The 22,088-nt window shown below is 72.2% G+C and carries 16 protein-coding genes; 11 read left to right on the plus strand and 5 right to left on the minus strand.

Annotated elements, in window-relative coordinates:
* Positions 1–6: 6 nt before the first annotated feature.
* The 10 genes from AB0M02_RS34290 to AB0M02_RS34335 are packed head-to-tail and all read left to right on the plus strand — an operon-like array spanning position 7 to position 16,312.
* Positions 7–1,803 carry a hypothetical protein gene (locus AB0M02_RS34290; RefSeq protein ID WP_364234609.1) on the plus strand — a complete coding sequence of 599 codons (1,797 nt, stop codon included), beginning with the start codon at positions 7–9 and terminating at the stop codon, positions 1,801–1,803.
* A complete protein-coding gene (locus AB0M02_RS34295; RefSeq protein ID WP_364234611.1) occupies positions 1,800–2,048 on the plus strand; it encodes a hypothetical protein in 249 nt (82 codons plus the stop codon). Before AB0M02_RS34290 ends, AB0M02_RS34295 begins: the two co-directional genes overlap by 4 nt.
* Positions 2,045–3,688 (plus strand): tail fiber domain-containing protein, encoded by a 1,644-nt coding sequence (locus AB0M02_RS34300; RefSeq protein ID WP_364234614.1) that lies wholly within the window; start codon positions 2,045–2,047, stop codon positions 3,686–3,688. The genes AB0M02_RS34295 and AB0M02_RS34300 overlap by 4 nt, the downstream gene beginning before the upstream one ends.
* Positions 3,675–3,992 (plus strand): hypothetical protein, encoded by a 318-nt coding sequence (locus tag AB0M02_RS34305; RefSeq protein ID WP_364234616.1) that lies wholly within the window; start codon positions 3,675–3,677, stop codon positions 3,990–3,992. Before AB0M02_RS34300 ends, AB0M02_RS34305 begins: the two co-directional genes overlap by 14 nt.
* A complete protein-coding gene (locus AB0M02_RS34310) occupies positions 3,989–5,245 on the plus strand; it encodes a lanthionine synthetase C family protein (RefSeq protein WP_364234617.1) in 1,257 nt (418 codons plus the stop codon). Before AB0M02_RS34305 ends, AB0M02_RS34310 begins: the two co-directional genes overlap by 4 nt.
* Positions 5,242–8,214 (plus strand): lantibiotic dehydratase, encoded by a 2,973-nt coding sequence (locus tag AB0M02_RS34315; RefSeq protein WP_364234619.1) that lies wholly within the window; start codon positions 5,242–5,244, stop codon positions 8,212–8,214. Before AB0M02_RS34310 ends, AB0M02_RS34315 begins: the two co-directional genes overlap by 4 nt.
* Positions 8,211–11,633: a DUF4157 domain-containing protein gene (locus AB0M02_RS34320; protein WP_364234622.1), complete on the plus strand. Its 3,423-nt coding sequence runs from the start codon at positions 8,211–8,213 to the stop codon at positions 11,631–11,633. Before AB0M02_RS34315 ends, AB0M02_RS34320 begins: the two co-directional genes overlap by 4 nt.
* A gap of 11 nt (positions 11,634–11,644) precedes the next feature.
* The gene (locus AB0M02_RS34325) at positions 11,645–13,753 is read left to right on the plus strand and encodes a hypothetical protein (RefSeq protein ID WP_364234624.1); all 2,109 of its coding nucleotides are present in this window, start codon (positions 11,645–11,647) and stop codon (positions 13,751–13,753) included.
* Complete coding sequence (locus tag AB0M02_RS34330; RefSeq protein WP_364234627.1) at positions 13,750–15,711, plus strand: DUF4157 domain-containing protein; 1,962 nt, start codon at positions 13,750–13,752, stop codon at positions 15,709–15,711. The genes AB0M02_RS34325 and AB0M02_RS34330 overlap by 4 nt, the downstream gene beginning before the upstream one ends.
* A 19-nt stretch (positions 15,712–15,730) precedes the next feature.
* Positions 15,731–16,312, plus strand: a complete 582-nt coding sequence (locus AB0M02_RS34335; RefSeq protein WP_364234629.1) for a dihydrofolate reductase family protein — start codon at positions 15,731–15,733, stop codon at positions 16,310–16,312.
* 46 nt (positions 16,313–16,358) lie between these two features.
* On the opposite strand, the gene AB0M02_RS34340 is transcribed toward AB0M02_RS34335, so the two are convergent.
* The 5 genes from AB0M02_RS34340 to AB0M02_RS34360 form a co-directional block, all read right to left on the minus strand.
* Positions 16,359–16,877 (minus strand): ricin-type beta-trefoil lectin domain protein, encoded by a 519-nt coding sequence (locus tag AB0M02_RS34340; protein ID WP_364234631.1) that lies wholly within the window; start codon positions 16,875–16,877, stop codon positions 16,359–16,361.
* Between the two features lie 253 nt (positions 16,878–17,130).
* Positions 17,131–18,471, minus strand: a complete 1,341-nt coding sequence (locus AB0M02_RS34345; RefSeq protein ID WP_364234632.1) for an MATE family efflux transporter — start codon at positions 18,469–18,471, stop codon at positions 17,131–17,133.
* A gap of 5 nt (positions 18,472–18,476) precedes the next feature.
* Complete coding sequence (locus tag AB0M02_RS34350; RefSeq protein WP_364234633.1) at positions 18,477–19,463, minus strand: aminoglycoside phosphotransferase family protein; 987 nt, start codon at positions 19,461–19,463, stop codon at positions 18,477–18,479.
* A 79-nt stretch (positions 19,464–19,542) separates the two neighbouring features.
* Complete coding sequence (locus tag AB0M02_RS34355; protein WP_364234634.1) at positions 19,543–20,817, minus strand: ThuA domain-containing protein; 1,275 nt, start codon at positions 20,815–20,817, stop codon at positions 19,543–19,545.
* Between the two features lie 113 nt (positions 20,818–20,930).
* Positions 20,931–21,407, minus strand: a complete 477-nt coding sequence (locus AB0M02_RS34360; RefSeq protein WP_364234636.1) for a CoA-binding protein — start codon at positions 21,405–21,407, stop codon at positions 20,931–20,933.
* Between the two features lie 121 nt (positions 21,408–21,528).
* On the opposite strand from AB0M02_RS34360, the gene rraA reads away from it, so the two are divergent.
* The gene (gene rraA / locus AB0M02_RS34365; RefSeq protein WP_364234639.1) at positions 21,529–22,017 is read left to right on the plus strand and encodes a ribonuclease E activity regulator RraA; all 489 of its coding nucleotides are present in this window, start codon (positions 21,529–21,531) and stop codon (positions 22,015–22,017) included.
* Positions 22,018–22,088: the final 71 nt, after the last annotated feature.

Genomic DNA, 22,088 nt, shown 5'->3' on the forward strand with positions numbered 1-22,088 from the left:
CCGGAGTTGGCCGAGCCGATCATCCGTACGCAGTACCTCAACCTCGCGACCGGCACGGTCCGTACCGGGTCCACCAACCATGTCGAGAGCCGTGACGACATGGACAGCCACCTGCTCCCGCTGGAACGGGCGCGCGGCGCGGCGCTGCACCACTGGGGCGTGGCCCGAGGTCTGGAGGTGTCCGCGGTCGCCGGTGCGGCGGGCCTCACGGTGGCGCCGGGCACCGCCCTGGACGCGGCCGGCCACACGATCGTGCTGGCACCCGGCAGCGCGGCAGTGACCGACCCCGAGGTGGCACCGGACACCGTGCAGGACGTGCCGACCGTGCTGGTCGGCGAGACCGGCGTCGCGGTCGCCACCGGCCCGGGCGCCGAGGGCCGGGCGATGCTGCTCACGATCGTCTTCCGGGAGGTGGAGGCGGCCACCGGCGGCACGCTGGTGCTGCGGCACGCGCCGTGGCTGCGGCTGCTGCCGGAGGCCGGGTTCACCGACCGCGGGGACCAGGTCGTGCTCGCCCGGGCGACGCTCGACGCGGCGGGCGCGGTGCTCGGCCTGGAACCCGGGCCGCGGCGGCTCGCCGGCCTGCCGGCCGGACGGCTGGAGCTGCGGGTGCCGACCGGCGCACCGGGGACCGTGGGCCAGGCGGCGGTGGCGACCCTGGGCACCGGACCGGCCGGTGACGTGGTGCTCAGCATGCTGGGCGGCCCGTCGCCCCGGCCCGCGCTGCGGGTCACCCCGGCCGGCGACACCGAGGTCCAGCACCTGCACACCACCGGCCCGTCGGCCGGGTTGTCGTTCGACGACCGCACGGCCCATGAACCGGTGCGGTGGGAGTGGTACGCCCTCGGCGGTGACGCGTTCCTGCGTGCCGGCGAGGACATGCTGAAGGTCCGGCTGCCGCAGTCCGTCCCGGGCAGCCCGGACGGTGCCGGCTTCGACGTGCTGCGCCGGATGCGGGTGCGCTCGCACGGCGTCTTCTCCGCCGGCATCTGGTTCCACCAGGACCGCGACCGCGGCTTCGTGGGCATGGGCGCCGACAACAAGGTGGGTCTCTACGGTGCGGACGGCACCGGCTGGGGCTTCGCCATGGACACCCGCACCGGCAACCTCGGCATGGGCATCGGCCTCGGCGACCCGGACGCACGGCTGCACGTGGACGGCTTCGTCGCCATCCGGGCCGCGGGGCGCACGGCCTCGGGCGGCCCGATCTTCTTCCCGCCGAGTCTCCGGGCACGGGGCATCGGCGTCGACGCGAGCGGCGACATCGGCATCCGGTCCACCGGCCGCGTCGCGGCGGCTCAGTTCAACGGCAACGTGTCGATCACCGGGACGCTGTCCAAGGGCGGCGGCGGGTTCACCATCGACCACCCCCTGGACCCCGAGCACCGGCTCCTGTCCCACTCGTTCGTCGAGTCGCCGGAGATGACGAACCTGTACAGCGGGCGGGTCACCACCGGCGCGGACGGCCTCGCCCGGGTCGAGCTCCCGGACTACTTCGAGGCGCTGAACCGGGACGTGAACTACCAGCTCACCGTCATCGGCGGCACGGCCTCGGTGTCGATCGCCGAGGAAGTCTCCGGCAACAGCTTCGCGATCCGCTCCGATCCGCCCGGTGCGACCGTCTGCTGGCTGGTCACCGGTGTACGGCAGGACCCCTGGGCGGAGGCGAACCGGATCGTCGCCGAGGTGGACAAGCCCGAGCACGCCGCCGAGAGGTACCTGCACCCGCACGTGTACGGCGTCGACGAGGAGCGAGGCATCTTCGGCGCCACCGACGACACACCGACGGAGGACGAACGATGACCGACGACCGACTGCGGGACCGGCTGGCCGAGCTGCGGCGCGAGTACGCCACCGGCGAGGCCCGCCTGCACGAGCTGACCAGGCAGGAGGTCGTGCTGCGGGAGACTCTGCTGCGCATCAGCGGCGCGATCCAGGTGCTGGAGGAACTCGAGGCCGGCACCGGGCCCGGCCCAGTCGTACCCACCTCGCCGGCACCGGCCGGCGCGGACGACAGCACCGATCCCCGGATCCTGGCCGTCGGATGAGCAACACCGGCCTGGTCCGCACGCAGTACTGGAACCTCAGCGGCCCCAACCCCACACCGCGCACCGGCCTCACCTCGCGGGCCGAGTCGCGCACCGACATCGAGGGCTACGTCCTGCCCGCCGACGCCGCCCGCACCACGGCGCTGTACGACTGGGGCGTAGCCGGCGGCCTGACGGTCACCGCGACCGCGGGCTCGGCGGGCCTGACCGTCGCGCAGGGCACCGCGCTCGACGCCGAGGGCCGGGTGATCGTGCTCGGCGAGGACGGGCTCGCGATCACCGATCCGCAGGTGCCGCCCACCGGCGTGCAGAACATCCCGACCGTCCCGGTCGGGCCGGACGGCGTCGTTCTCGACACCGTGGACGTGGACCCGGGCCGCTACCTGCTCACCGCCGGCTGGCGCGAGGTCGAGGTGGCCGACGCCGGTCTGCTCCTGCTGCGCCAGGCGCCGTGGCTGCGGCTGATCGACCCCGGCCCGTTCGCTGACGACGGCACCCAGGTCGTGCTCGCGGTGGTCGAACTCAACGCCGGCGGTGTCGTCGAGACCCTGGAGCCGGGCCTGCGGCGCCTGGCCCGGCCGGTCGCCGGATCGCTGGTCCTGTCCCGCGTCGACGGGGGACAGGGAGCCGGTCAGGCGCGGTCGGCGCAGCTCGCGCCGCGGGCCGACGGCGGCGTCGACCTGCACCTGCTCGCCGCGGCCGGAACGACCCGCCGGGCGCTCGCCGTGACCGGCGCCGCCGACCTGGAGCTGGACGGCGGCCTGCGCGTGGCCCGGCCGGTCGCGCTGGCGTCCGCGCTCTCGGTGAGCGGCGGCGCCGAGGTGACCGGCGACCTCAGCGTGACGGGCAACCTGACCGCGGGTGGCGACCTGGCCGTGGCCGGCGACGTGACGATCGACGACGACCTGGTGGTCACCGGCGATCTGCGGGCGGCGACCACCACCCTGGCGGCGCTGAAGGTGAGCGGCAGCAGCACGCTGACCGGCGACGTGCAGGCCGGCGGCAACCTGACGGTCACCGGCGCCGTCACCGCCGCCGGGACGTCCCGGCTGGAGCGGCTCGCCGTCCGCGGCACCACCACGATCGGGGCCGGCGGCGACGCGTTCCTGGTCACCCGGCACGTCGTGGGCAAGCAGTCGGGCGCCGACGGGCCGGACGGGCTGTGGCTCAACTGGAACACCGGGCAGACCGTCCACGTCGGCGGCGGCAGCCCGGCCGATCTGGAGGTGTCGCACGACGTGTTCGTCGGCAACCGGCTCGGCGTCCGCAACCCGAGCCCGCGGTTCGACGTGGACGTCTCCGGCACGGTCTGCGCGATCACCTTCTGCAACCCGTCCGACCTGCGCCTCAAGACCGGCGTCACCGGACTGACCGGCGTGCTGGACCGGCTGGCCGAGGTGGAGGCGGTGACGTTCGTCCCGGTGGAGGGGGAGGCCGGCACCGTGAGTGGCCGGCGTGCCGGGGTCGTCGCGCAGCAGATAGAACGTTCGTTCCCCGAACTGGTCGTGCCGATGGGCGACAGTGACCTGCTGGCCGTCGACTACGCGGGCCTGGCCGGTGTGCTGGTGGGCGCGGTCAACGAGCTCCGCGCGGCGGTGACCGCGCTGGAGAGCCGGATCGGTCACGATGAGTGCGGATAGGGGTGCCCTCGACGAGTTCGACCTCGACCTCGTGTGGGGTGAGCTGAGCCCGCACGGCTCCCCGGAGCTGTACCTGCCGACCACCAGGGAGCAGCCCGGCGAGACGTGTGACAGTCACGCGCCCACCTGCCCCAACACGTGCCGCGCGACGTGCCCGGACACGTGCCGCGCGACCTGCGCGGCCACCTGCCGGAACACGTGCGAGGAGACGTGCCGCCGGACGTGCCCGGAGACCTGCCGGCCGTGCCAGACCCAGGCGCAGACGCACTGCCCGACCGAACAGCACAACTGCGGACGACCGTGACCGCCGAGAAGGTCGCCGAGCTGATCGCGGACCGGATCAACGACCCGGTCCGGCTCAGCGGCGCGGTCGCGGCCATGGCACGCCAGTCCCGGTACGCGGACGTGCTGCCGTGGCGCCCGGCCAGTCTCTCGGGCGGCAGCGCGGGACTGGCCGTGGTCTGCGCCGCGCTCGACGTCCATCGGCCGGGCGACGGGTGGGACCGGGCCGGGCATCAGCACCTGGCCACGGCGGTTGCGGCGTCGTCCCCGTACGATGTCTCGCTCTTCTCCGGCCTGGCCGGAATCGGCCTGGCAGCGACCCTCCTGGCCGGTGGCCGTCCCCGCTATGAGCGGCTGCTGTCGTCGCTGGACGCGGCCGTCGGCCCGGCGGTGATCTCGGCGGCCCGGCAGCTTCGCGTGGCGGACGGCTGCGCGGCGAGCGACCACGACCTGATCTCCGGGCTGACCGGGACGGGTGCCTACCTGCTGGCCCGGCCCCGCGGCGACGCTCTCACCGCCGCCCTGACGGCGCTGACCCGGCTGCTGGCCGGCACCGGGCACCCGCGCAGCTGGCACACACCGGCTGACATGACTGTGGGGACGTTGCGCGACTACTTCCCGGACGGGCACCACAACTGCGGCATCGCGCACGGTGTGCCGGGCCCGCTGGCGCTGCTGGCGCTCGCGATCCTGGACGGTGCCGAGGTGCCCGGCGCCCGCGACGCGATCGAGGCGACCGCCACCTGGCTCGCCGACCATCGGGTGGGCACCGCGGACGCGCCGGACTGGCCGGACGCCGTCGCCCTGGACGACCCCGGACCGGCACGTTCCGCCACGGCGGAACCCGGCCGGGCCGCCTGGTGCTACGGATCGATCGGCGTGGCGCGCAGCCTGTGGCTCGCCGGCACCGCGCTCGGCCGCAGCGAGTGGCGCGACCTCGCGGCCCGGACGATCCGCGCGGTGGCGGCCCGGCCACCGGAGCGCTGGTGGCTCACCACCTCCGGCCTGTGCCACGGGCGGGCCGGGCTGCTGCGGGTGCTGCAGCGCTTCGCCGCCGACCTCGACGACCCGGCGCTGGCGGCGACCGCCGAGACGCTCGCGGCCAGGCTCGCCGCCGAGTACGACCCGGACACCCTGCTCGGGATGCGCGTCGCCGAACCGGGTGGCGTCCTGGTCGACCATCCGGGGCTGCTGGACGGCGTACCCGGTGTCGCCCTAGCCCTGCTCGGCCCCGCGCCCGGCCCGTCCTGGGATCGGATGTTGCTGCTCTCATGACGACTCGGCCCGCGTACCGTGCGCTGTCCGGACCGGTGGTCCGGGCCCCCTTGCTGCCCGCCTCGGCCTTCGCGAGCCTCGGTGACTCCGACCTCGACCGGTGGTGGGCCGACGAGGACGTGGCGTTCGCCGTGTCGGTGTCGTCGCCGGACCTGAGTGCCGCCCTCGACTCCGGCACGGCCGGCCCGGCCGCCCGCGCCGCCCTGCAGCGCTACCTGATCCGCGCGGCGACGCGGCCGACCCCGTTCGGCGGGTTCGCCGCGGTGGCCGTGGCCCGGTGGGACGACCGGACGGACCTGGCGATCGCCCCGCGCCGCCGGCCGACGCGGACCCGGGCCGACATGACCTGGCTGACCGCCGTCGCCGAGCAGCTGAGCGGCGAGGACGGCGGCCGCTGGTACGCCAACACCTGCGTCTCCGCCCGCGACGGCCGGTTCTACCTCGCGGACCCGGCCACCGGCGGCCGGCACGCCGGGCCGGACGTGTCGATCCGCGCGACCGGTGTGGTCCGGCGCGCGCTGGAGCTGGCCCGTCCCGGCATCGGCTCGGCCGATCTGCGCCGGTACCTGCTCGCCCAGACGCCGGGCGCGACCGCCGAGAAGGTCACCGCTCTGCTGCGGCAGCTGCGTGACCAGCAGTTCCTGCTGCCCGAGCTGCCACCGGCGCTGCTCGGCGACCCGCTCGGGCACGTGGTGAAGTGCCTGGACCAGATGACCTCACCCACGGCGGCGCGGTGGTCCACCCGGCTGACCGCGGTCGGTGCCGCCTGCCGTGCCGTCGACGAAGCCGGCAGCGCGGCCTCCGCGACAGCCGCCCTGACCGCCGCCCGCGCTCTGCTGTCCGAGGCCGGGATCGAGGGTGCACGCGCTGACGTGCAGGTCGACTCCGCGCTGCCACTGGCCGGAACCGGGGTGACCCGATCGGTCGCGGACGACGCCGCCGCTGCCGTCGACCTGCTGTTCCGCCTGCGTTCCGGCCGCTCGTGGGACCCGCTCGCCGGCTACCGGCAGGCCTTCCACCGCCGCTACGGCGACCAGCGCCGGGTGCCCCTGCTCGAACTGCTCGATCCACGGTTCGGTCTCGGTCACCCGTCCGCCCATGACGGCGCCGTCCACGGCGGCGCGGGCGCGGACCGCGCGCGGGTGGTCCGGGAGATGGTCGCCGGGGCGATCCGTGCCGGCCGCCGCGAGGTCGTCCTCGACGACGCCCTGATCGACCGGCTCACCGGCGGTGCCGCCCCGCCGGATCCGGCCGGCCTACCGCCCTCGCTCGAACTCAGCGTCTTCGTCGCCGCGCGCGACCGCGCGGCCCTCGACCGGGGCGACTACCACCTGGTCGTCGGGCCCAACCTGGGCGGCCAGTCGGCCGGGCGCGGCCTCGGCCGGTTCGCCGACCTGCTCGGCGCGCCGGCACACGACCTGCTCACCGAGGCCGCCGCGGCGGAGCCCGCCGATCCCGGCGCGGTGGTCGCCGAACTCGTCTACCGGCCGCTGCGCGCCCGTTCGGCGAACGTCGCGGTGCGCCCGCTGCTGCGGCACCACGAGCTTGCCGTGGGGGTGGCGCCCACGGTCGCGCCGGACCGGGTGGTGCACGTGGACGAGCTCTCGGCCGGCCTGGTCGACGGCCGGTTCCGGGTGTGGTGGGACACCGCCGACCGGCCGCTGGTGCTCACCTCCGGTCACATGCTCAACCCGGCGGCGGCGCCGGCCGTCTGCCGCGCGTTGCTGGACCTGACCGCCGACGGCGTCACCGACCTGAGCGGCTTCGACTGGGGGCCGATGGCGGACATGCCGTTCCGGCCGCGCCTGCGCCGGGACCGGATCGTGCTGAGCCCCGCCCAGTGGCTTCTCACCGCCGCCGATCTCCGGGCCGGGCTCGGCGCCTGGCGGGACCGCTGGCTGGTCCCACGGTTCGTCTATCTGGCCAGCTCCGACAACCGGCTGCTGCTGGACCTCGACGACGACAGCCACCGGGGTCAGCTCGCCTCCCTGCTGAAACACCACGAGGTGGTGCTGCACGAGCCGCTGCCCGGGCCCGAGCACGCCTGGCTCCCCGGGCCGGACGGCGGCCACCTGGTCGAGATGGTCGTGCCGCTGGTCCGGGTGGCACCGAGCCGGCCGGGCCCGGCAGTCCCGGCCGCACCCCGGGTGGACGCGGAGCGCCGCCGCCCGCCCGGCTCCGACTGGCTGTACGTCACCCTCGACGGGCCGCCGCGCACCGAGGACGACCTGATCGCCGGCCCGCTCGGCGAACTGGCCGACGGCATCGTCGAGCGCGGCGACGCCGACGGCTGGATGCTCGTCCGGTACGCCGACCCGGACCGGCACCTGCGGTTGCGCTTCCACGGCGAGCCGGGCACGCTGCTCGGGCGGGTGCTCCCCGAGGTGACCGGCTGGGCGGCGCGGGCGATCGGCGCCGGGCTGCGGACCAGGATGAGCATCGAGACGTACGACCGTGAGCTCGAACGCTACGGCGGCCCGCACACGCTGGCGATCTGCGAGGAACTGGCCTGCGCGGACTCGGCTGCCGTACGCGGCCTGCTCACCGCGATGCGCGGGGCCGGTCTGGACCGGGTCGAGCTGGGCCTGGTCAGCATGGCCGCGCTGCTGGACGGCCTGGGTGAGAGGTCCCTTGCGGGCACGCACTCGGCCGGTGGGCGACGGTTCCGGGAGCAGAAGGAGCGGCTGCGGGCCCTGGTCGGCGCGTACGGCACCGGGCGCTGGGACCGGCTCGGCGCGGGGTGGGACCGCGCCGGCGCCGTGCTGGAACGCCGGCGGCAGACGGTCGAACCGCTGGCCGGGCGGCTCCGGGCGGCCGGCGGGGTGCTGCCGGACCTGGCGCCCAGCATCCTGCACCTGCACGCCAACCGGCTCGGGCTCGACCGCGAGGCGGAGCGGCTGGCGCTCGGGCTCCTCGACAGAACGATGCGGTCCCTGCGGGCGCACCGCCCGGTGGAGGTCCCGGCATGAGCGCTACGCCGGTACGCACCCACCGGGCCGACGCTCCGGCGGGTGCCTCGCGGGAGACGGCATCCCGGCGGCCACCGGAACCGGGCCTGCCCAGCCTGGTCGGCAACCGGAGTTTCACGGCGCTGCTGCGGGGCGCGCCCGACGACGTGTCGGAGGAGGAGGCCACGCGGGTCGCGGCGGAGATGACCGGCGACACCGGTCCGGAGCAGGTCACGCCCGCGCGGCCCACCGCCGGTGACCTCGACCGGGCCGCCGAGCCGGACGACGGCGCGGACCTCGGCGGTGAGCTGAACGCCGTACGCGGCACCGGCCGCCCCCTGCCGGAAAGCGTCCGCGCGGTCTTCGAACCGGCGTTCGGACTGCCGCTCGGTGCCGTCCGGGTGCACGACGGCGAGCAGGCGCACCGGCTGAACCAGCGTGCCGGTGCCGAGGCGTTCACGTCCGGCGCCGACATCTTCTTCCGCCAGGGTGGCTTCCGCCCGGAGACGGCGGCGGGCTCCCAGCTTCTCGCGCACGAGCTCGTCCACGTGCTGCAGCAGCGCGGCACGGCCCGCACGCTGCAGCGCAGGCCGAAGAAGGGCGGCGACATCGAGACGCTGGAGTACAGCGTCGAGGTTCCGGCGAGCGTGCAGACCATGGAGGAGGTGTTCCGGCTCTACGAGCGGGTGGCGTTCGGCCGGGAGACGCACTCCGAGTGGACCTGCGGCGGCGGCAACTGCGACGTCGCCAAACGCCGCGGGCGCAGGGTGCGGTTCCTGGTCGAGCGGCGCAAGGTCGAGGCGTCCGGCCGCCCCGAGGACGCGGACCGACGTAGGAGGGCCAAGGAGAAGCTCGGCGCCATGCCCGGCGACGCCCGCGCCGAGCTCAACGCCGAGGCCGACCGCCGGTACGCCGAGCTGGCCGGACTCAAGAAAGCCGGCAAGATCCAGAAGTCCGAGACCGGCAACGTGCGCACCTGGGAGAACCAGCTTGCCGACGTCGTCGCCGAGCGCGAGCAGCTGGAGAAACTGCCCCCGGCGATCAAGGAGCTGCTCACCGGCGGGACGACGCCGCTGCCGCCGAAGGACTACCCGCAGTTCCTGCGGATCGCCGGCAAGCTCGCCACCCTCTCGCACGAGGACCTGACCGCCTTCAAGCTGCTCGCGATCCGCGCCACGACCGACATCAACCTGTTCGAGAAGTCGGTCGACATGTTCATCGCCCGCAAGGCGGAGCTGGTCAAGGCGCTGGAGAACCAGCAGAAGAACCAGAAGCCGAAGCCGGACGACACGCTGCAGGGCGCGCTCGACGAGAAGCTGAAGACGATCGACGAGCACGCGGTCGCCACGATGTCCGAGAGCGACCGCTACGACCTCGCCCGCAAGATGACCTCGGAGCTGACCGACGCGCAGCTCAAGTACATGAAGGACCATCCGGGCGAGACGCTGAAGGACTTCGGCAAGTCGGCGCTGCTGCTCAACACGCCGGACACGTTCCGGGGGATCGGGCAGGACCTCGCCGAGGCCGCCAACGGCGACGCGAACAGCTGGGCGCGCTGGGCGGCGGGCACCGGGGCGGGCGCGAAGATCTCCGGCTGGCTGCTGGCGGTGGCCGGGATCCTCTACGTCGCCTCGTGGCTGACCGGCATCGGCGAGCTGGCGACGATCGCGGTGGCGGCGGGCGTGCTGCTCGGCACGACGATCACGCTGTCGGCGGCCGAGTCGGAGCTGCGGATCAAGGCGGCGTCGCAGGCCAAGGACCCGGCGGAGTTCAAGCGGCACGTCCAGGCGGCGGCCGCGGCGCGGGCCAACGTCATCGTCGCGGTCGGCATGATCATCGTCGCCGCGGTCCTGCACGTCACCGCGAAGACCGCGTTTCCCAAGACCATGCAGCGCATCTCACGGTCCATGGCGGTCCTGCGGGAGAAGATCAGGATCAAGGGCTCAGTGTACGAGGTGAAGCCCGCAATCGCCGCCGAGATGAGGTCCTACCGCGGCGAGCTGGTGTCCGCGTGCGACGCTGCCAAGGCGGACGCTGTCGCACTGTCGAAGGAGCTGTCCGCACTCAGCACCGACGAGTTCGTGAAGCGCCTCGAGTCGGGCAAGGGTGACTTCCTCGACCACACGAAGGCGCCCAAGGAGCAGCGGGTCGACTTCCGTGAGCTGGCCAAGTCGCCGGAGGGCCGGGCGGCGATCGAGGAGTACCGGCAGCGGCTCGTGGACGCGCTCGCCAAGGACGTGCCGGCCGAACTGGACGGCCTGCGCAACGAGTACACGTCCAAGATCGACAAGTTCCTCGACGAGGTCGAGGCCGCCAAGACCCATGAGGACCTGAGCGCGGCGGCGGACCGGTTCGAGCCGGTGCTGACCGATGACGGCATCAAGGCGTACCTCAAGGGCCGCCAGGAAGCCGTCACCGCCGCGAAGATCGCCGCTGAGCAGGACGCGCTCGCCAAGCGGGCGGCCGCGCAGCGGGCGAAGGAGGCCGCCACCGCCCCGCCGGACCCGAAACCGCCGACCGAAAGGCCGCCGGTTTCCGATAAGCCGCCGGTTTCCGATAAGCCGGTGGTTCCCGACAAGCCGGTGGTTCCCGACAAGCCGGCGCCGGCCAAGAAGAGTGCGGCGGTGAAGAAGAAGCCGATGGCGAAGCTGCCGCCCGGTGTCGAATCTGGTCCGCTGCGGAAGCGGGCGCTGGAGATCATCGGTGCGCTGCCGGAGGCGGAGCGGCTGAGCATCGAGGAGGCACTCCGCAAGCTGCCGCCCAAGGAGGCCGGGCGCATCCTCACCGAGCTCGGCCGCGAGGGTGACATCGAGACCTTCAAGGATGTCGTGGAGAGGCACGGCGAGCCGCCCGCCGAGGCGCCCGAGGGTCCCCAGCCGCCGCGGTCCGCGCTGGACCCCGACGCCGTGCCGCAGCTCGGCGACGAGCAGGGGATGGGTGAGTTCCAGAAGAAGACGCCCGCCCCGGTCAGCGACGTCGAACCGGGCGTCAGCCGGGCCGCGCTCAAGGGCCGGATGGAGGCGCCGGCGTGGGCGCAGGGCAACTCCGGCTGGTGGAACCCGCACCACCTGATCCCGATGTGGCTGGAGAACCATCCGGTCCTCGACGTGCTGCGCGCGCACGGCGGCTGGGACCACAACGCGGCACGTAACGGGTTCGCGCTGCCGACCCGCCCCGGCATCCCGGGTGCCGAGAACCTGCCGGTGCACCAGGTCACGAAAGCGGTGATGCGCGAGGCCGGCCGCCCGCCCTCGCCCGAACTGATCCGGGAGCTGCAGGGCCACCCGATCTGGAACGAGAAGGTGCGGGGCCGCCTCGAGGCGCTGCGCCCGTACATGGACGACCCGGTCACGTTGCGGGCGAAGGTCGAGGCGCTGATCGACGAGCTGCGTGCCGAGCTGGAGAACGCGGCCAAGAACGGCCAGAAGGTTCTGTTCTGAGGGGAGATCGGATGAGCGTCACCGGACTGATCCGGACGCAGTACTGGAATGTGAGCGGACCCAACCCCACTCCGCGCAGCGGGAACACGTCGCATGCGGAGTCGCGTACCGATTTCGAGGGTTATCTTCTCGCCGCCGACGCGGCGGGCAACCAGGCCCTGCTCGGCTCGGGGGTCGCCATCGGGCTGCGGGTCTCCGCGGTGGCCGGCGCCGCCGGGATCACCATCGGCCTCGGCACGGCGTACGACGCCGACGGCCGCGTCATCGTGCTCGGCGACGACGGTGTCGCGGTCGTCGACCCGCAGATCGGCGCGGGCGGCGTCCAGAACATCCCGACCGTGCCGGTCACCGCGGACGGGCTCGTCTTCGACACCGCCGGGGTGAGCGGCGAACTGTTCTTCACGGTCACCTGGCGCGAGGTCGAGGAGGTGGAGAACGGCCTGCTCGTGCTCCGCCAGGCTCCGTGGCTGCGGCTCGTCGACCCAGCCACCTACGTGGACGACGGCCTGCAACTGGTCCTGGCGCTGGTGACGCTCGACGCCACCGGCCTGGTCGAGGACCTCGTCCCGGGACCGCGGCGGCTGGTCTCCGTCACCGCCGGCCGTTTCGAGCTGCGCCTGCCGAGCGGCGCCGCGGGCACACCGTTCGCCGCCGACCAGCGTCCCGCCGCACAGGTGGGCCTGGCCGCCGGTGGACTCGGCATCGACATGCTGCCCGCCGGGGGAGCGCCGGCCCGGGTGCTCGGCGCCGACCCGGCCGGCAACCACCTGACGCTGATGCCGTCCGGCGGTGACGTCGGCATCGGGCTGCGCGGTGGCCCGGCCCGGCGCACGCTGCACGTCGAGGGCGGCGAGATACACAGCGGCGGTGGAGGCGGCGGGTTCTCGTTCGCCGACCGGTCCACCGGCGGCGGGTTCGTCGAGATCCCGGGCGGCGGACAGCGCTGGGTCTGGTACGCCAACAACGGCGCCGCGCGGCTCTGGTCCGGCGCCGACTGGCTGGCGGTGCGGCCGAAGGACGGCGGGTTGCGCATGGAGACCGCGGCGCACCTCGAGGTCGGCAACCCGCTGGCCGTCGCGTCGACCGTCGGGATCCGGCAGAACCGGCTCTACCTCAGCGGCGACGCCGGGTGGAGCAGCCTGTCGTACAACGCGGTGCACAACGCCGTGAACGGGGACTGGGTGTTCCCGGACCCGAGCCGGCCGGCGGTGACCCTCGAGATGGACGACTCCGGTGGCGTGCCGCGCTTCGCGGTGTTCACGACCACGCCCGCCAACACGAGCGCGTGGCAGTTCCGGATGGGCGTCGACGGCAACACCGGGAAGCTGTCCGTCCCGGGCGGCGCCAGCTTCGACGGGATCGTGTCGGTGAACACCTCGACACCGAACCCGAGGCTGGTCGGTTCACTGCAGGTCACCTCCGCCTCCGGCACCGGGATCTGCGCGATCGCCCAGGACGGCACGGCGGTGACGGCGCTGGCGAACAAGGCCGACCGGATCGGGCTGGTGGCGATCGGCACGCCGACCGCCGCGCAGTTCAACGGCGACGTATCGGTCAGCGGCACGCTGTTCGCCGGTGCGAAGCAGTTCCTGATCGACCATCCGCTCGACCCGGACAACCGGGTGCTCGCGCACGCCAGCGTCGAGTCGTCCGAGCGGGTCGTCGTCTACAGCGGCACGGTCACGTGCGACGCGGAGGGCAACGCCACGGTCGCTCTGCCGGACTGGCTGGAGGCGCTGGCCACCGACTTCCGCTACCAGCTGACCTGCGTCGGCAGCCACGCACCGGTGTACGTGTCCCGCCCGGTCGAGGAGAACTCGTTCGCGATCGCCGGCGGTACCGCGGATCTGACCGTCTCGTGGCAGCTCACCGGGGTGCGGCACGACCCGTGGGCCCAGCAGAACGACCTGCTCGTCGAACAGGACAAACAGGAGCGGGAACGCGGCTTCTACGAGCATCCGGAGGCGTACGGGCGGGACCTGACGGCGAGCGTGCACTGGGCACGCAACGACGAGGTGCTCCGCGCGCACCCGATTCTGGCCCGGCAGGTGGTACGGCAGCGGGCTGAGCACGAGGAGGAGCGGATGCGCGTACAGGACATTCGGCGCGCATCGTCGTGAGCGACTTCGCCGTCGCCGGCCGCCCGGAGAAGGCGCCGCGTGGGACCGTGCCGCCGTCGCGCCGGCCGCCTTCTCCGGGCGGCCGCGGCTCGGTGCCGGAGGCCGTCGCGGACCTGCACGGCAGCATCGGCAACCAGGCCGTCGGCGATCTGCTGGACCCGGCCGTCCGCGCGTCGGCCGAGGCCGGTCTGGGCCATGACTTCAGCGGTGTGCGGGTCCACACCGGCCCGGCCGCCGCGAGCGCTGCGGAGCGGGCCGGCGCGCGGGCGTTCACCGTCGGCGACGACATCGTGCTGAACGCCGGGGCGCCGTCGCCGCGCACCCCGGCGGGTCAGCGGCTGCTCGCCCACGAACTGGCGCACGTGGTGCAGCAGCGCGCGGGTACACCGGCGGCCGGGCGGGCGGAGGCGGGTCCCGAGGCCGAGCGGGAGGCCCACGACGCGGCGGCGGCGGTCACGCGGGGTCACCCGTACGCTGTGAAGGCCCGCACCGGTGTGACCCTCGCTCGGCAGCCGAAGTCCCTGGACGACGAGCTCGACGAGGAATTGAGGAAACGCGCCGCCGCGAACCCGAGGGTGCTCGACCCCAACCACCCCGACTACGCCAACACGCTGCAGCAGTACGGGTTCGAGCTGACCCACGACAGCTCGATGGCGCTGCTCCCGGAACCGGCGAAGGCGAAGGACAGGGCCGCCTGGAAGAGGAGGTTCCAGAAGAGCGAACTGCTCGCGGGGCGGATCCTGTCCCAGGGCGGGCCGCGGGTGACGCAGAAGGAGGAGCGCGGCCAGATGCTGGCCAGTGACCTCGCCACGGCCGGGTTCGTCGACGAGGCCATGGCGCTGGCCCGCCAGGTCACGAACCGTGACCTGCGGGTGTTCGTGTACAACGAGGCCCTGGACCGGCCCGACCGCATCAGGGCGGCACAGGTCGCGGAGATCACCAAGTTCCACGTGAGCCGGCATGCCGCGCCGGCGGACAACCCGGTGCTGTCGAAACTGCACGATGGCGCGTACGCAAAGAATTTGGGTCCGGAGAAGGTGAATGCGGGCCTGATCGAACTCGTGAAGGGCTACGAGAAGGATCCCGGTCTGCCGCAGGAACTGGCCCGGGTGCTGTTCTTCCACCCGGAGAGCCGAGCCGGGTTCACCACCTGGATGCTCAAGGACGGCAAGGGCGCGCTGCTCAGGAAGGTGTCGGAGCAGCCCTTCTTCGTCGAGGGCGCGAAGATCACGACACCGTCGGGAGTGGTCAGCCCGTCGGAGAGCACGCGCGCGTGGGCCATCGCCAACAAGCAGAAGGTCGCGGTGGCGGACGTCATCGCGCTCACCACCGCGGCCCAGACGCCGGTCAAGCAGCCCAAGGCCTTCGACGCCAAGAGCCTCAAGGCGTGGCTCGAGTCCAACACGGAGATCATCGGTCAGGCGATCAGGAAGCAGCACCCCGGCGACCCGGCCGCGGCGGAGGCGCTGCTGCATCAGATCACCAGCGCCTTCATGTACCACGTCGACCCGGACGGCCCGGACATCGAACCCGACAAAGCGGGCAAGATCTCTCACCTCGCTGCGGGCGGGCCGCAGAAGACCCAGTTGCAGGTGGACTGTGATGTGCTGGCCACGTACTCGGTGCGGCTGCTGGTCTCGAGCGGCTTCACCCCGGTGGGCTACATGGCCGTCGAACCCACCGACAAGAACCGGGCGGCCCACGCCATGGCGCTGCTGCGGAGCGGCACCGAGTGGCGCGCGATCTCGAACATGTCGTCCCGCACGTTCCCGGCGACGGCCACGAAGGACCAGGCGCTGACGATGCTGCGTGACTTCGGGATCGGGGAGGCGTACGACGCCGCCCGCCCCCTCACCGGTTACAAGATCTACTACCAGGACAGCGACGCCAAGGGCACCCTGCCCGACGGGGTCCGCAACAACGACGCCGCCGCCGAGATGACGAAGCTGGGCAAATGAGTGCCGTTATCGTTGGTCGATGAGTCGTGTCATCTACTCGGTCGCGTCATCGCTGGACGGCTGTCACACCGATCCCGGAGGTGACTACTCGTGGGCGGTGCCCGACGAGCAGGTCATGGCAGCGCTCACCGCTGACGCCGCCGGCGTGACCACCTACCTCTACGGCAGGCGGATGTACGAGGCGATGTCCGTGTGGGAGACCGACCCGGAGCTCGCCGAGGAGTCACCGGAGTCCGCCGCCTACGCCAAGACCTGGCAGGCCGCCCGAAAGGTCGTGTTCTCCTCGACCCTGCCCGAGGTCTGGACCCGCCAGACGAGGCTCGAGCGCACCCTGACCGCCGAGGTGGTCGAGCAGGCCCGCGCCGACTCCCCGGGCGACCTGACGATCGAGGGCCCGACGCTGGCACACAGCGCCCTGCGCCTCGGCCTCGTCGACGTGATCGAGCTGCTGGTGTGCCCGGCGGTGGTCGGCGGCGGCTCCCGAGTCCTCCCCGACGACGTGCGAGCCGCGCTCTCCCTCACCCGCGAACGCCGCTTCGGCAACGGCATGGTCCAGCTCACCTACGACGTCACCCGCCAGCCGAACGCCTCGATCGGGTAGCCGTCGCCTTACCTCAAAGCCCGACCTACGTCCGGATCAGCCCTGGTTACGGGGCGACCTCGGTCCACTGCTGCCTTTCCTGGTTGCTGTTGCAGGTCTCCACGATGACCGCCCTGTTCACGGCAATGGTGGACAGGCACAGGTGCCGACTCTGGTTCGTCCAGGAACCCTTGTTCTTGTAGACCTTCACGCCGCCGCTGGTGAAGACCTGCCACAGCTGGTAGTCGCCCGCGTTGCAGCTGGTGAACCAGCCGGACGCGGTGCCCGAGGCGCCGCGGGTGTCAAGACACATACCCCACCCGTTGAGGAACTTCACCTGGGGCTTGCCGTCGTAGGTGCCCTTGTCCTCGATCGTGAAGACCTCGTCGAGGGTCCTGTTGCGCAGCCACGCCTCCGATGTCACGGTGTTGCTGGGCGTGCCCGTGCTCATGGTGGCGGGATTGCGCTCCACGCTGCGCACGACTCGCTGACGGTTGGCGGCGGATGCCGGCGTCGCCAGGGCGAACACGGCCAGGACGCCGGTGATGACGGCGGCGGTCAGAGTGCGGGTTCTCCAAGAACGCATGATGCTCCCCGTGATACTTGTCGATGTCGCCGGAAGGTGACTGATCATGACGCGATCCCGTTGTCCCCCGGAGGACAAACTTGGGCTTACCGGCGCAATCTTGTGTGTGGAGTTGTGCCCCGCTCCGCGCCCGAACTCCACACACAAGCTCGGGCTTACCGGCGCAATCTTGTGTGTGGAGTTGTGCCCCGCTCCGCGCCCGAACTCCACACACAAGCTCGGGCTTACCGGCGAAAGCTCGGTCCCGAGGCCGTCAATGGCGCGCCACGGAAGCCGGCTCGGTGCGGAGGCGGCGCAGGAGGGTCAGGGCGGTCAGGGCGGAGATGATCTCGCCTAGGGTCAGGGCCGTCCAGACGCCTGAGGTTCCGGTCCGGGACAGGGCGAGGACGAGGGGGGCCTTGACGGCGAGCAGGGTGCCGATCGAGATGGCGTAGGAGAGGGCGGGCCGGCCGAGCGACTGGCTGTATGCCGAGATCAGCGGGGTGACACCGGCGGCGACGAAGCCGATGGCGATGATCCGCAGCGCGTGTTCGGCGGTGGTGGCGGTGGGGCCGCCGGGGAGGAAGAACGCCACGAGTGGGCCGGCGAGCAGGGCGACCACGGTGGCCGCCAGAGCGCCGTAGGCAACCGTGGCCCGCAGCGACAGGGTCTTGGCGCGCTGTACCCGGTCGTACCGGCGGCGCCCGGCGTTGTATCCGACGATCGGCTGCAGGCCCTGGCTGATGCCCAGCTGCGGCATCATGACGAATGTCTGGATCCGGGCGCAGACGGCGTAGGCGGCCAGGGCGGCGGCGCCTCCGGTGTACGACAGGGTGTTGTTGACCAGCACCGCCAGCAGGGTGGCGCCGAGTCCCGCGAGGAGGGACGGCGCGCCGACGCCGATCAGGGCGCGGACGGCCGGGCCGTGGGGGAGCAGGTCGGCCCGGGTGATGCGGTAGGGCCGGCTGCGCTGCACGAAGAAGAACCAGATGCTCATCGCCGCGGAGACGGCCTGGCCGCCGACGGTGCCGAGGGCCGCGCCACGCACACCCCAGCCGAGCCCGAAGATCAGCAGTGGGTCCAGGACGATCTGGACCAGGACCGGGATGACCCAGAGCATGGTGGAGAACCGCAGGCGGCCCTCGGCGCGGACCAGGCTGGAGAAGCCGGTCGAGACGAGCGCGCCGCAGAGCAGCACGACGGTGTAGTCGCGGGTCAGACCGCGGGTGCCGGGTTCGGCACCGAGCGCGGTGAGCAGTGGCTCGATGGCGAGCAGGCCGGTCACCGTGATCAGGGCGGCGGTCAGCCAGAAGACGGCGAAGGCGTTGCCGGCGGCGCGGGCGGCACCGGCCGGGTCACCGGCGCCGAGCCGCCGCGACACCAGCGAGGCCCCACCGGCTCCGACGGTGGTGGAGACCGCGCCGAGTACGAGCAGGACGGGCGCGGCGAGGTTGACGGCGGCCATCGCGTCGGCGCCGACACCGCGGGCGACGAACCAGGCGTTGGTCAGGGCGTAGATGCCGTAGGCGCCGACCGACAGCGTGGTCTGTGAGCAGGTGTGCCACAGCAGCCGCCCGACGGGACGGCTGCCGAGCATCGTCGTGCTGTCGGCCAAGGAGCTCAGCCGGCTTCCTGGCCGAACAGCGCCAGGATCTCCCGCAGGCGCTCGCGCGCCCAGTCGTACTGTTTGGTGTCGGTGTGCCCGCGGTAGTCCGTCTCGATGATCATGATCAGAATCAGATAGAGCGTGTAGAGCCGGCGCCGCCGGCGTTCGGCGATGGTGAGCGCGGCCCGGCCGTAACCGCGGAGGAACGCGGTGGGGTTGCCGAACGCGGGCAGGTCGATCGCGGTGAAACCGGCCTCCATGAGCGGGTCGCCGTAAAACGCCCGCTCGTGGTCGATGATCGCCACGATCTTCCCGTCCCGGATCATGACGTTGCTGTCCCACAGGTCCCACTCGACGAAGCGGGGCTCGGTCACCTCGTCCAGGCAGTCCTGGTGTGCGGCGATCAGTTGCCGGATCTCCTGGTAGCCGTGACCGAGGTCGACGGCGCGGCGCTCACCGTCGGCCAGCACGTCGCCGATCATGCGGGTGAAGCAGGCGCGCCAGCTCGGGTCGGCGGGACCGGCGAGCGGGCCGAACCCGGCGCCGCGGATGCTGTTGAGCTCCCGGTTCGCCGCGCCCAGCGCCTCGTTGTACGCGTCCCGCTCCGCAGCGGGCAGGCTCTCCTGGACGATCCCGAAGTTGTCCGCGTCGATGTAGGGCATGAAGAAGTAGTCGGCGTCGCACAGCTCGTGGCTCTGGTCGGCGTAGTCGACGTGCGGAACCGGCACGCTCGTCCGCTCCGTGACGAGCCGCAACGAGGCCAGCTCGATCCCCATCGCGCCGTGCTCATATGTCATCACCTCCACGTCCGGCGGCGGCGCGATCTTGAGCACCACCTCGGCGCCGTCACGCAGCCGGATCCGGTACGCGACGTTGAACCACCCGTGCCCCAGCTCCGACACCCAGTCGTCGCCGTCCGGCACCCGCTCCGGACCGTACGCCCGGCTGATCATCGCCCGGAGGACGTCGTGCGACTGGCGGTTCTTGGTGATGCTCTCCATGGGGCGTCATTGTCCAATACGCTCCACGCCCCTGGTGGTCGGTGGCCCAGAAACCGGACCGGGCCACCGACCAGGTCGGTCATCCGAGGCGGAAGCTCTGGGCCGCCGTTCCGTTACAGGTGTACTGGACGAGCTGGACGCTGTCGGCCGCGCTCGCGGCGGGGACATCCAGGCACTTGCCGCTGTTGCGGTTGACGAAGTGGTAGTAGCCGCCGCCCTCGGCGACGGGCTGCCACTGCTGGTTGGCGCCGCCGCCGTACGTCCAGGTCTGGATCTTGGCGTTGTCGGCGGTGGACACGTTGGTCACGTCGAGGGCCTGGGCCGCGTTGCCACGGTTGTTGATCCGGACGTAACCGCTGTCGGTGGTGGCGAACTGGTACTGCTGCGCGTTCGAGCCGTTGCAGGTGTACTGCTGGATGGCGGTGCCGCTGACGGTCCCGGCCGAACGGGCGTCGACGCACTTGCCGCTGTTCTTGTTGACCACCGGGTACCAGGCCGCCGGGTCGATCGGGTTGTCGCTGGGCGGCGTCGTGCCCTGGCCGCCCAGCCACAGCAGGCCCTGGATCAGCCACTGGTTCTGCTGCGCGCTGGCGAAGGTCGACGACGTCCGCGTGTTGGTCTCGTAGTTCATGCCGTTGTGCCCGAAGTTGGCGTACAGCATCCTGTAGTTCTTGTTGGTCCACAGGATCGGGTAGTAACCGCTGCGCCACTGCTGATTCGGGTCGGTGCCGACCGGGAACGTGGACGCGTCGAGCGAGGCCAGGACGTTGATGTTCGCGTTCTGGCGCAGGTCGTTGCTCCACGAGTACCACTCGCTGACCGACGACTGGATCGTGGCGGGCAGCCCGGCCGTGGACGGGTGGTTCCGGTCCTCGATCCGGAGCGTCTCGGCGGTCGGTCCCCACGTGTTGGTGGCGAAGTTCCCCGAGCCCAGGAACGTGTTGTAGTACCAGCTCCACGAGCTCGCGCTGGTGGTGAACGCGCTGACGTGGAAGCCCAGGAACCCGCCGCCGTTCTGCACGTACGTCTGGAACGCGGCCCGGCGCTCGGCCGGCGGCGCGTCGTCCAGGAACATGATCACCTGGTAACCGGCCAGGCCGCCGGCGCTCAGCCGGCTCCAGTCGGTGGTGGCCTCCCAGGAGAAGCCGTACTGCGCGGCGGCCTTGGGGAACCAGTCCCGAGCCTCCTTGTCGAAGTCGATGTGCGCGGCATCCCAGGTGCCGTTGTAGAACGCGAGCACCTTGAACGGCGCCGCGGCGGCAGCGGGGGCGGCGAGCGCGAACAGGCCGGTGGCAACCGCGGTGAGCAGGGCCAACGACGCCGCTAGGGCGCGTTCGAACAGCTTTCTGACCACGTGGATTCCTCGAGGACGCAGGGGCGGGGGAGGGCGGCGCCGCTTGGCGTACATCCTCAGATATCGATGCCCGGCCTCGCAAGGTTAAGAAGGCTAATAGTTAAAACATCTTCCTAAACCTCCTTGGGTACGCTGCCGGAGCGCGTGAGCACGAAGCGCATCACCCTGTGCCCGAAGTCGGCCGTGGGGTCGAACATCAGCGGGCAGCCGCCGTCGATGACGGTGATGCCGTGCCGCCGTCCGTACGCGGTCGCGGCCTCCGAGACGCTGCCGGCGCCCGGGCCCCGATGCATCCACACGTACGCGATCCCGAGCTCCGCACACTCGCGCACGGTCTCCTCGGCCACCTCCGGCCGCGTACCGATGACCACCGCCTCGACACCTCCCGGCACCGACTTCAGATCGTGGTAGCACCGGTCACCCTCGACCTCGCCGGCGTTCGGATTGATCGCGAAGACCTCGTAGCCGCGGTCCCGCAGCCGCTGATAGACGACGTTGCTGCCGTGCCCTTGCGGGTCCCGTGACACCCCGGTCACCGCGATCCGCCTGTGCGCCAGAAACCGAGCCGCCGCCTCTTTCATCGTGGACATGACGACCTCCTCACCCCGCACACTGCTGCGCCCGGCCATCGCCGCCCAGGGACGAAAGTCACCTGAACCGGGAGCCGCCGGCGTGTTCCGATGACATATCGCCCCACCGAGAGGAACAACGATGAACGGCACTGCCGATCTGTACGACGAGCACGGCGAGAAGCTCGGCTCCTGCGACACCCAGCTGCGCCAGTACGGCGGCGTCCCCGCCTTCCGCGGCCCCGCCGTCACGGTCACCTGCTTCGAGGACAACGCCCTGCTCAAGTCGGTTCTCGGTGAGGCCGGCGCCGGCCGGGTCCTGGTGGTCGACGGTGGTGGCTCGGTGCACTGCGCGCTGATGGGCGACATCATCGCCGGCCTGGCGGTCGGCAACGGCTGGTCCGGTGTCGTCATCAACGGCGCGGTGCGGGACGTGGCGGCGCTGCGGGAGCTGCCGATCGGGATCAAGGCGCTGGGCTCCAACCCCCGCAAGAGCGCCAAGACCGGCGCCGGGGAGCGCGATGTCGTCGTCGAGTTCGGCGGGTGCCGTTTCACGCCCGGTGCCGAGGTGGTCAGCGACGACGACGGGGTCGTGGTCCTTCCGCCCGCGGCGGCCATCGGCTATAACTAACTATCCGGTACATTATTATGGATCGATTGGACTGCCTGGTGGACCGGATCGCCTGACCCCGCCCCAGGAAG

Origin of the sequence: Actinoplanes sp. NPDC051861 (assembly GCF_040681145.1) — a bacterium.
Classification (GTDB): domain Bacteria; phylum Actinomycetota; class Actinomycetes; order Mycobacteriales; family Micromonosporaceae; genus Actinoplanes.

Bases quoted from the DNA above. Each gene is read 5' to 3' on its own strand.
- AB0M02_RS34295 (WP_364234611.1), top strand. From the start codon at position 1,800: ATGACCGACGACCGACTGCGGGACCGGCTGGCCGAGCTGCGGCGCGAG.
- AB0M02_RS34300 (WP_364234614.1), top strand. From the start codon at position 2,045: ATGAGCAACACCGGCCTGGTCCGCACGCAGTACTGGAACCTCAGCGGC.
- AB0M02_RS34305 (WP_364234616.1), top strand. From the start codon at position 3,675: ATGAGTGCGGATAGGGGTGCCCTCGACGAGTTCGACCTCGACCTCGTG.
- AB0M02_RS34315 (WP_364234619.1), top strand. From the start codon at position 5,242: ATGACGACTCGGCCCGCGTACCGTGCGCTGTCCGGACCGGTGGTCCGG.
- AB0M02_RS34320 (WP_364234622.1), top strand. From the start codon at position 8,211: ATGAGCGCTACGCCGGTACGCACCCACCGGGCCGACGCTCCGGCGGGT.
- AB0M02_RS34325 (WP_364234624.1), top strand. From the start codon at position 11,645: ATGAGCGTCACCGGACTGATCCGGACGCAGTACTGGAATGTGAGCGGA.
- AB0M02_RS34335 (WP_364234629.1), top strand. From the start codon at position 15,731: ATGAGTCGTGTCATCTACTCGGTCGCGTCATCGCTGGACGGCTGTCAC.
- AB0M02_RS34340 (WP_364234631.1), bottom strand. From the start codon at position 16,877: ATGCGTTCTTGGAGAACCCGCACTCTGACCGCCGCCGTCATCACCGGC.
- AB0M02_RS34350 (WP_364234633.1), bottom strand. From the start codon at position 19,463: ATGGAGAGCATCACCAAGAACCGCCAGTCGCACGACGTCCTCCGGGCG.
- AB0M02_RS34360 (WP_364234636.1), bottom strand. From the start codon at position 21,407: ATGTCCACGATGAAAGAGGCGGCGGCTCGGTTTCTGGCGCACAGGCGG.
- rraA (WP_364234639.1), top strand. From the start codon at position 21,529: ATGAACGGCACTGCCGATCTGTACGACGAGCACGGCGAGAAGCTCGGC.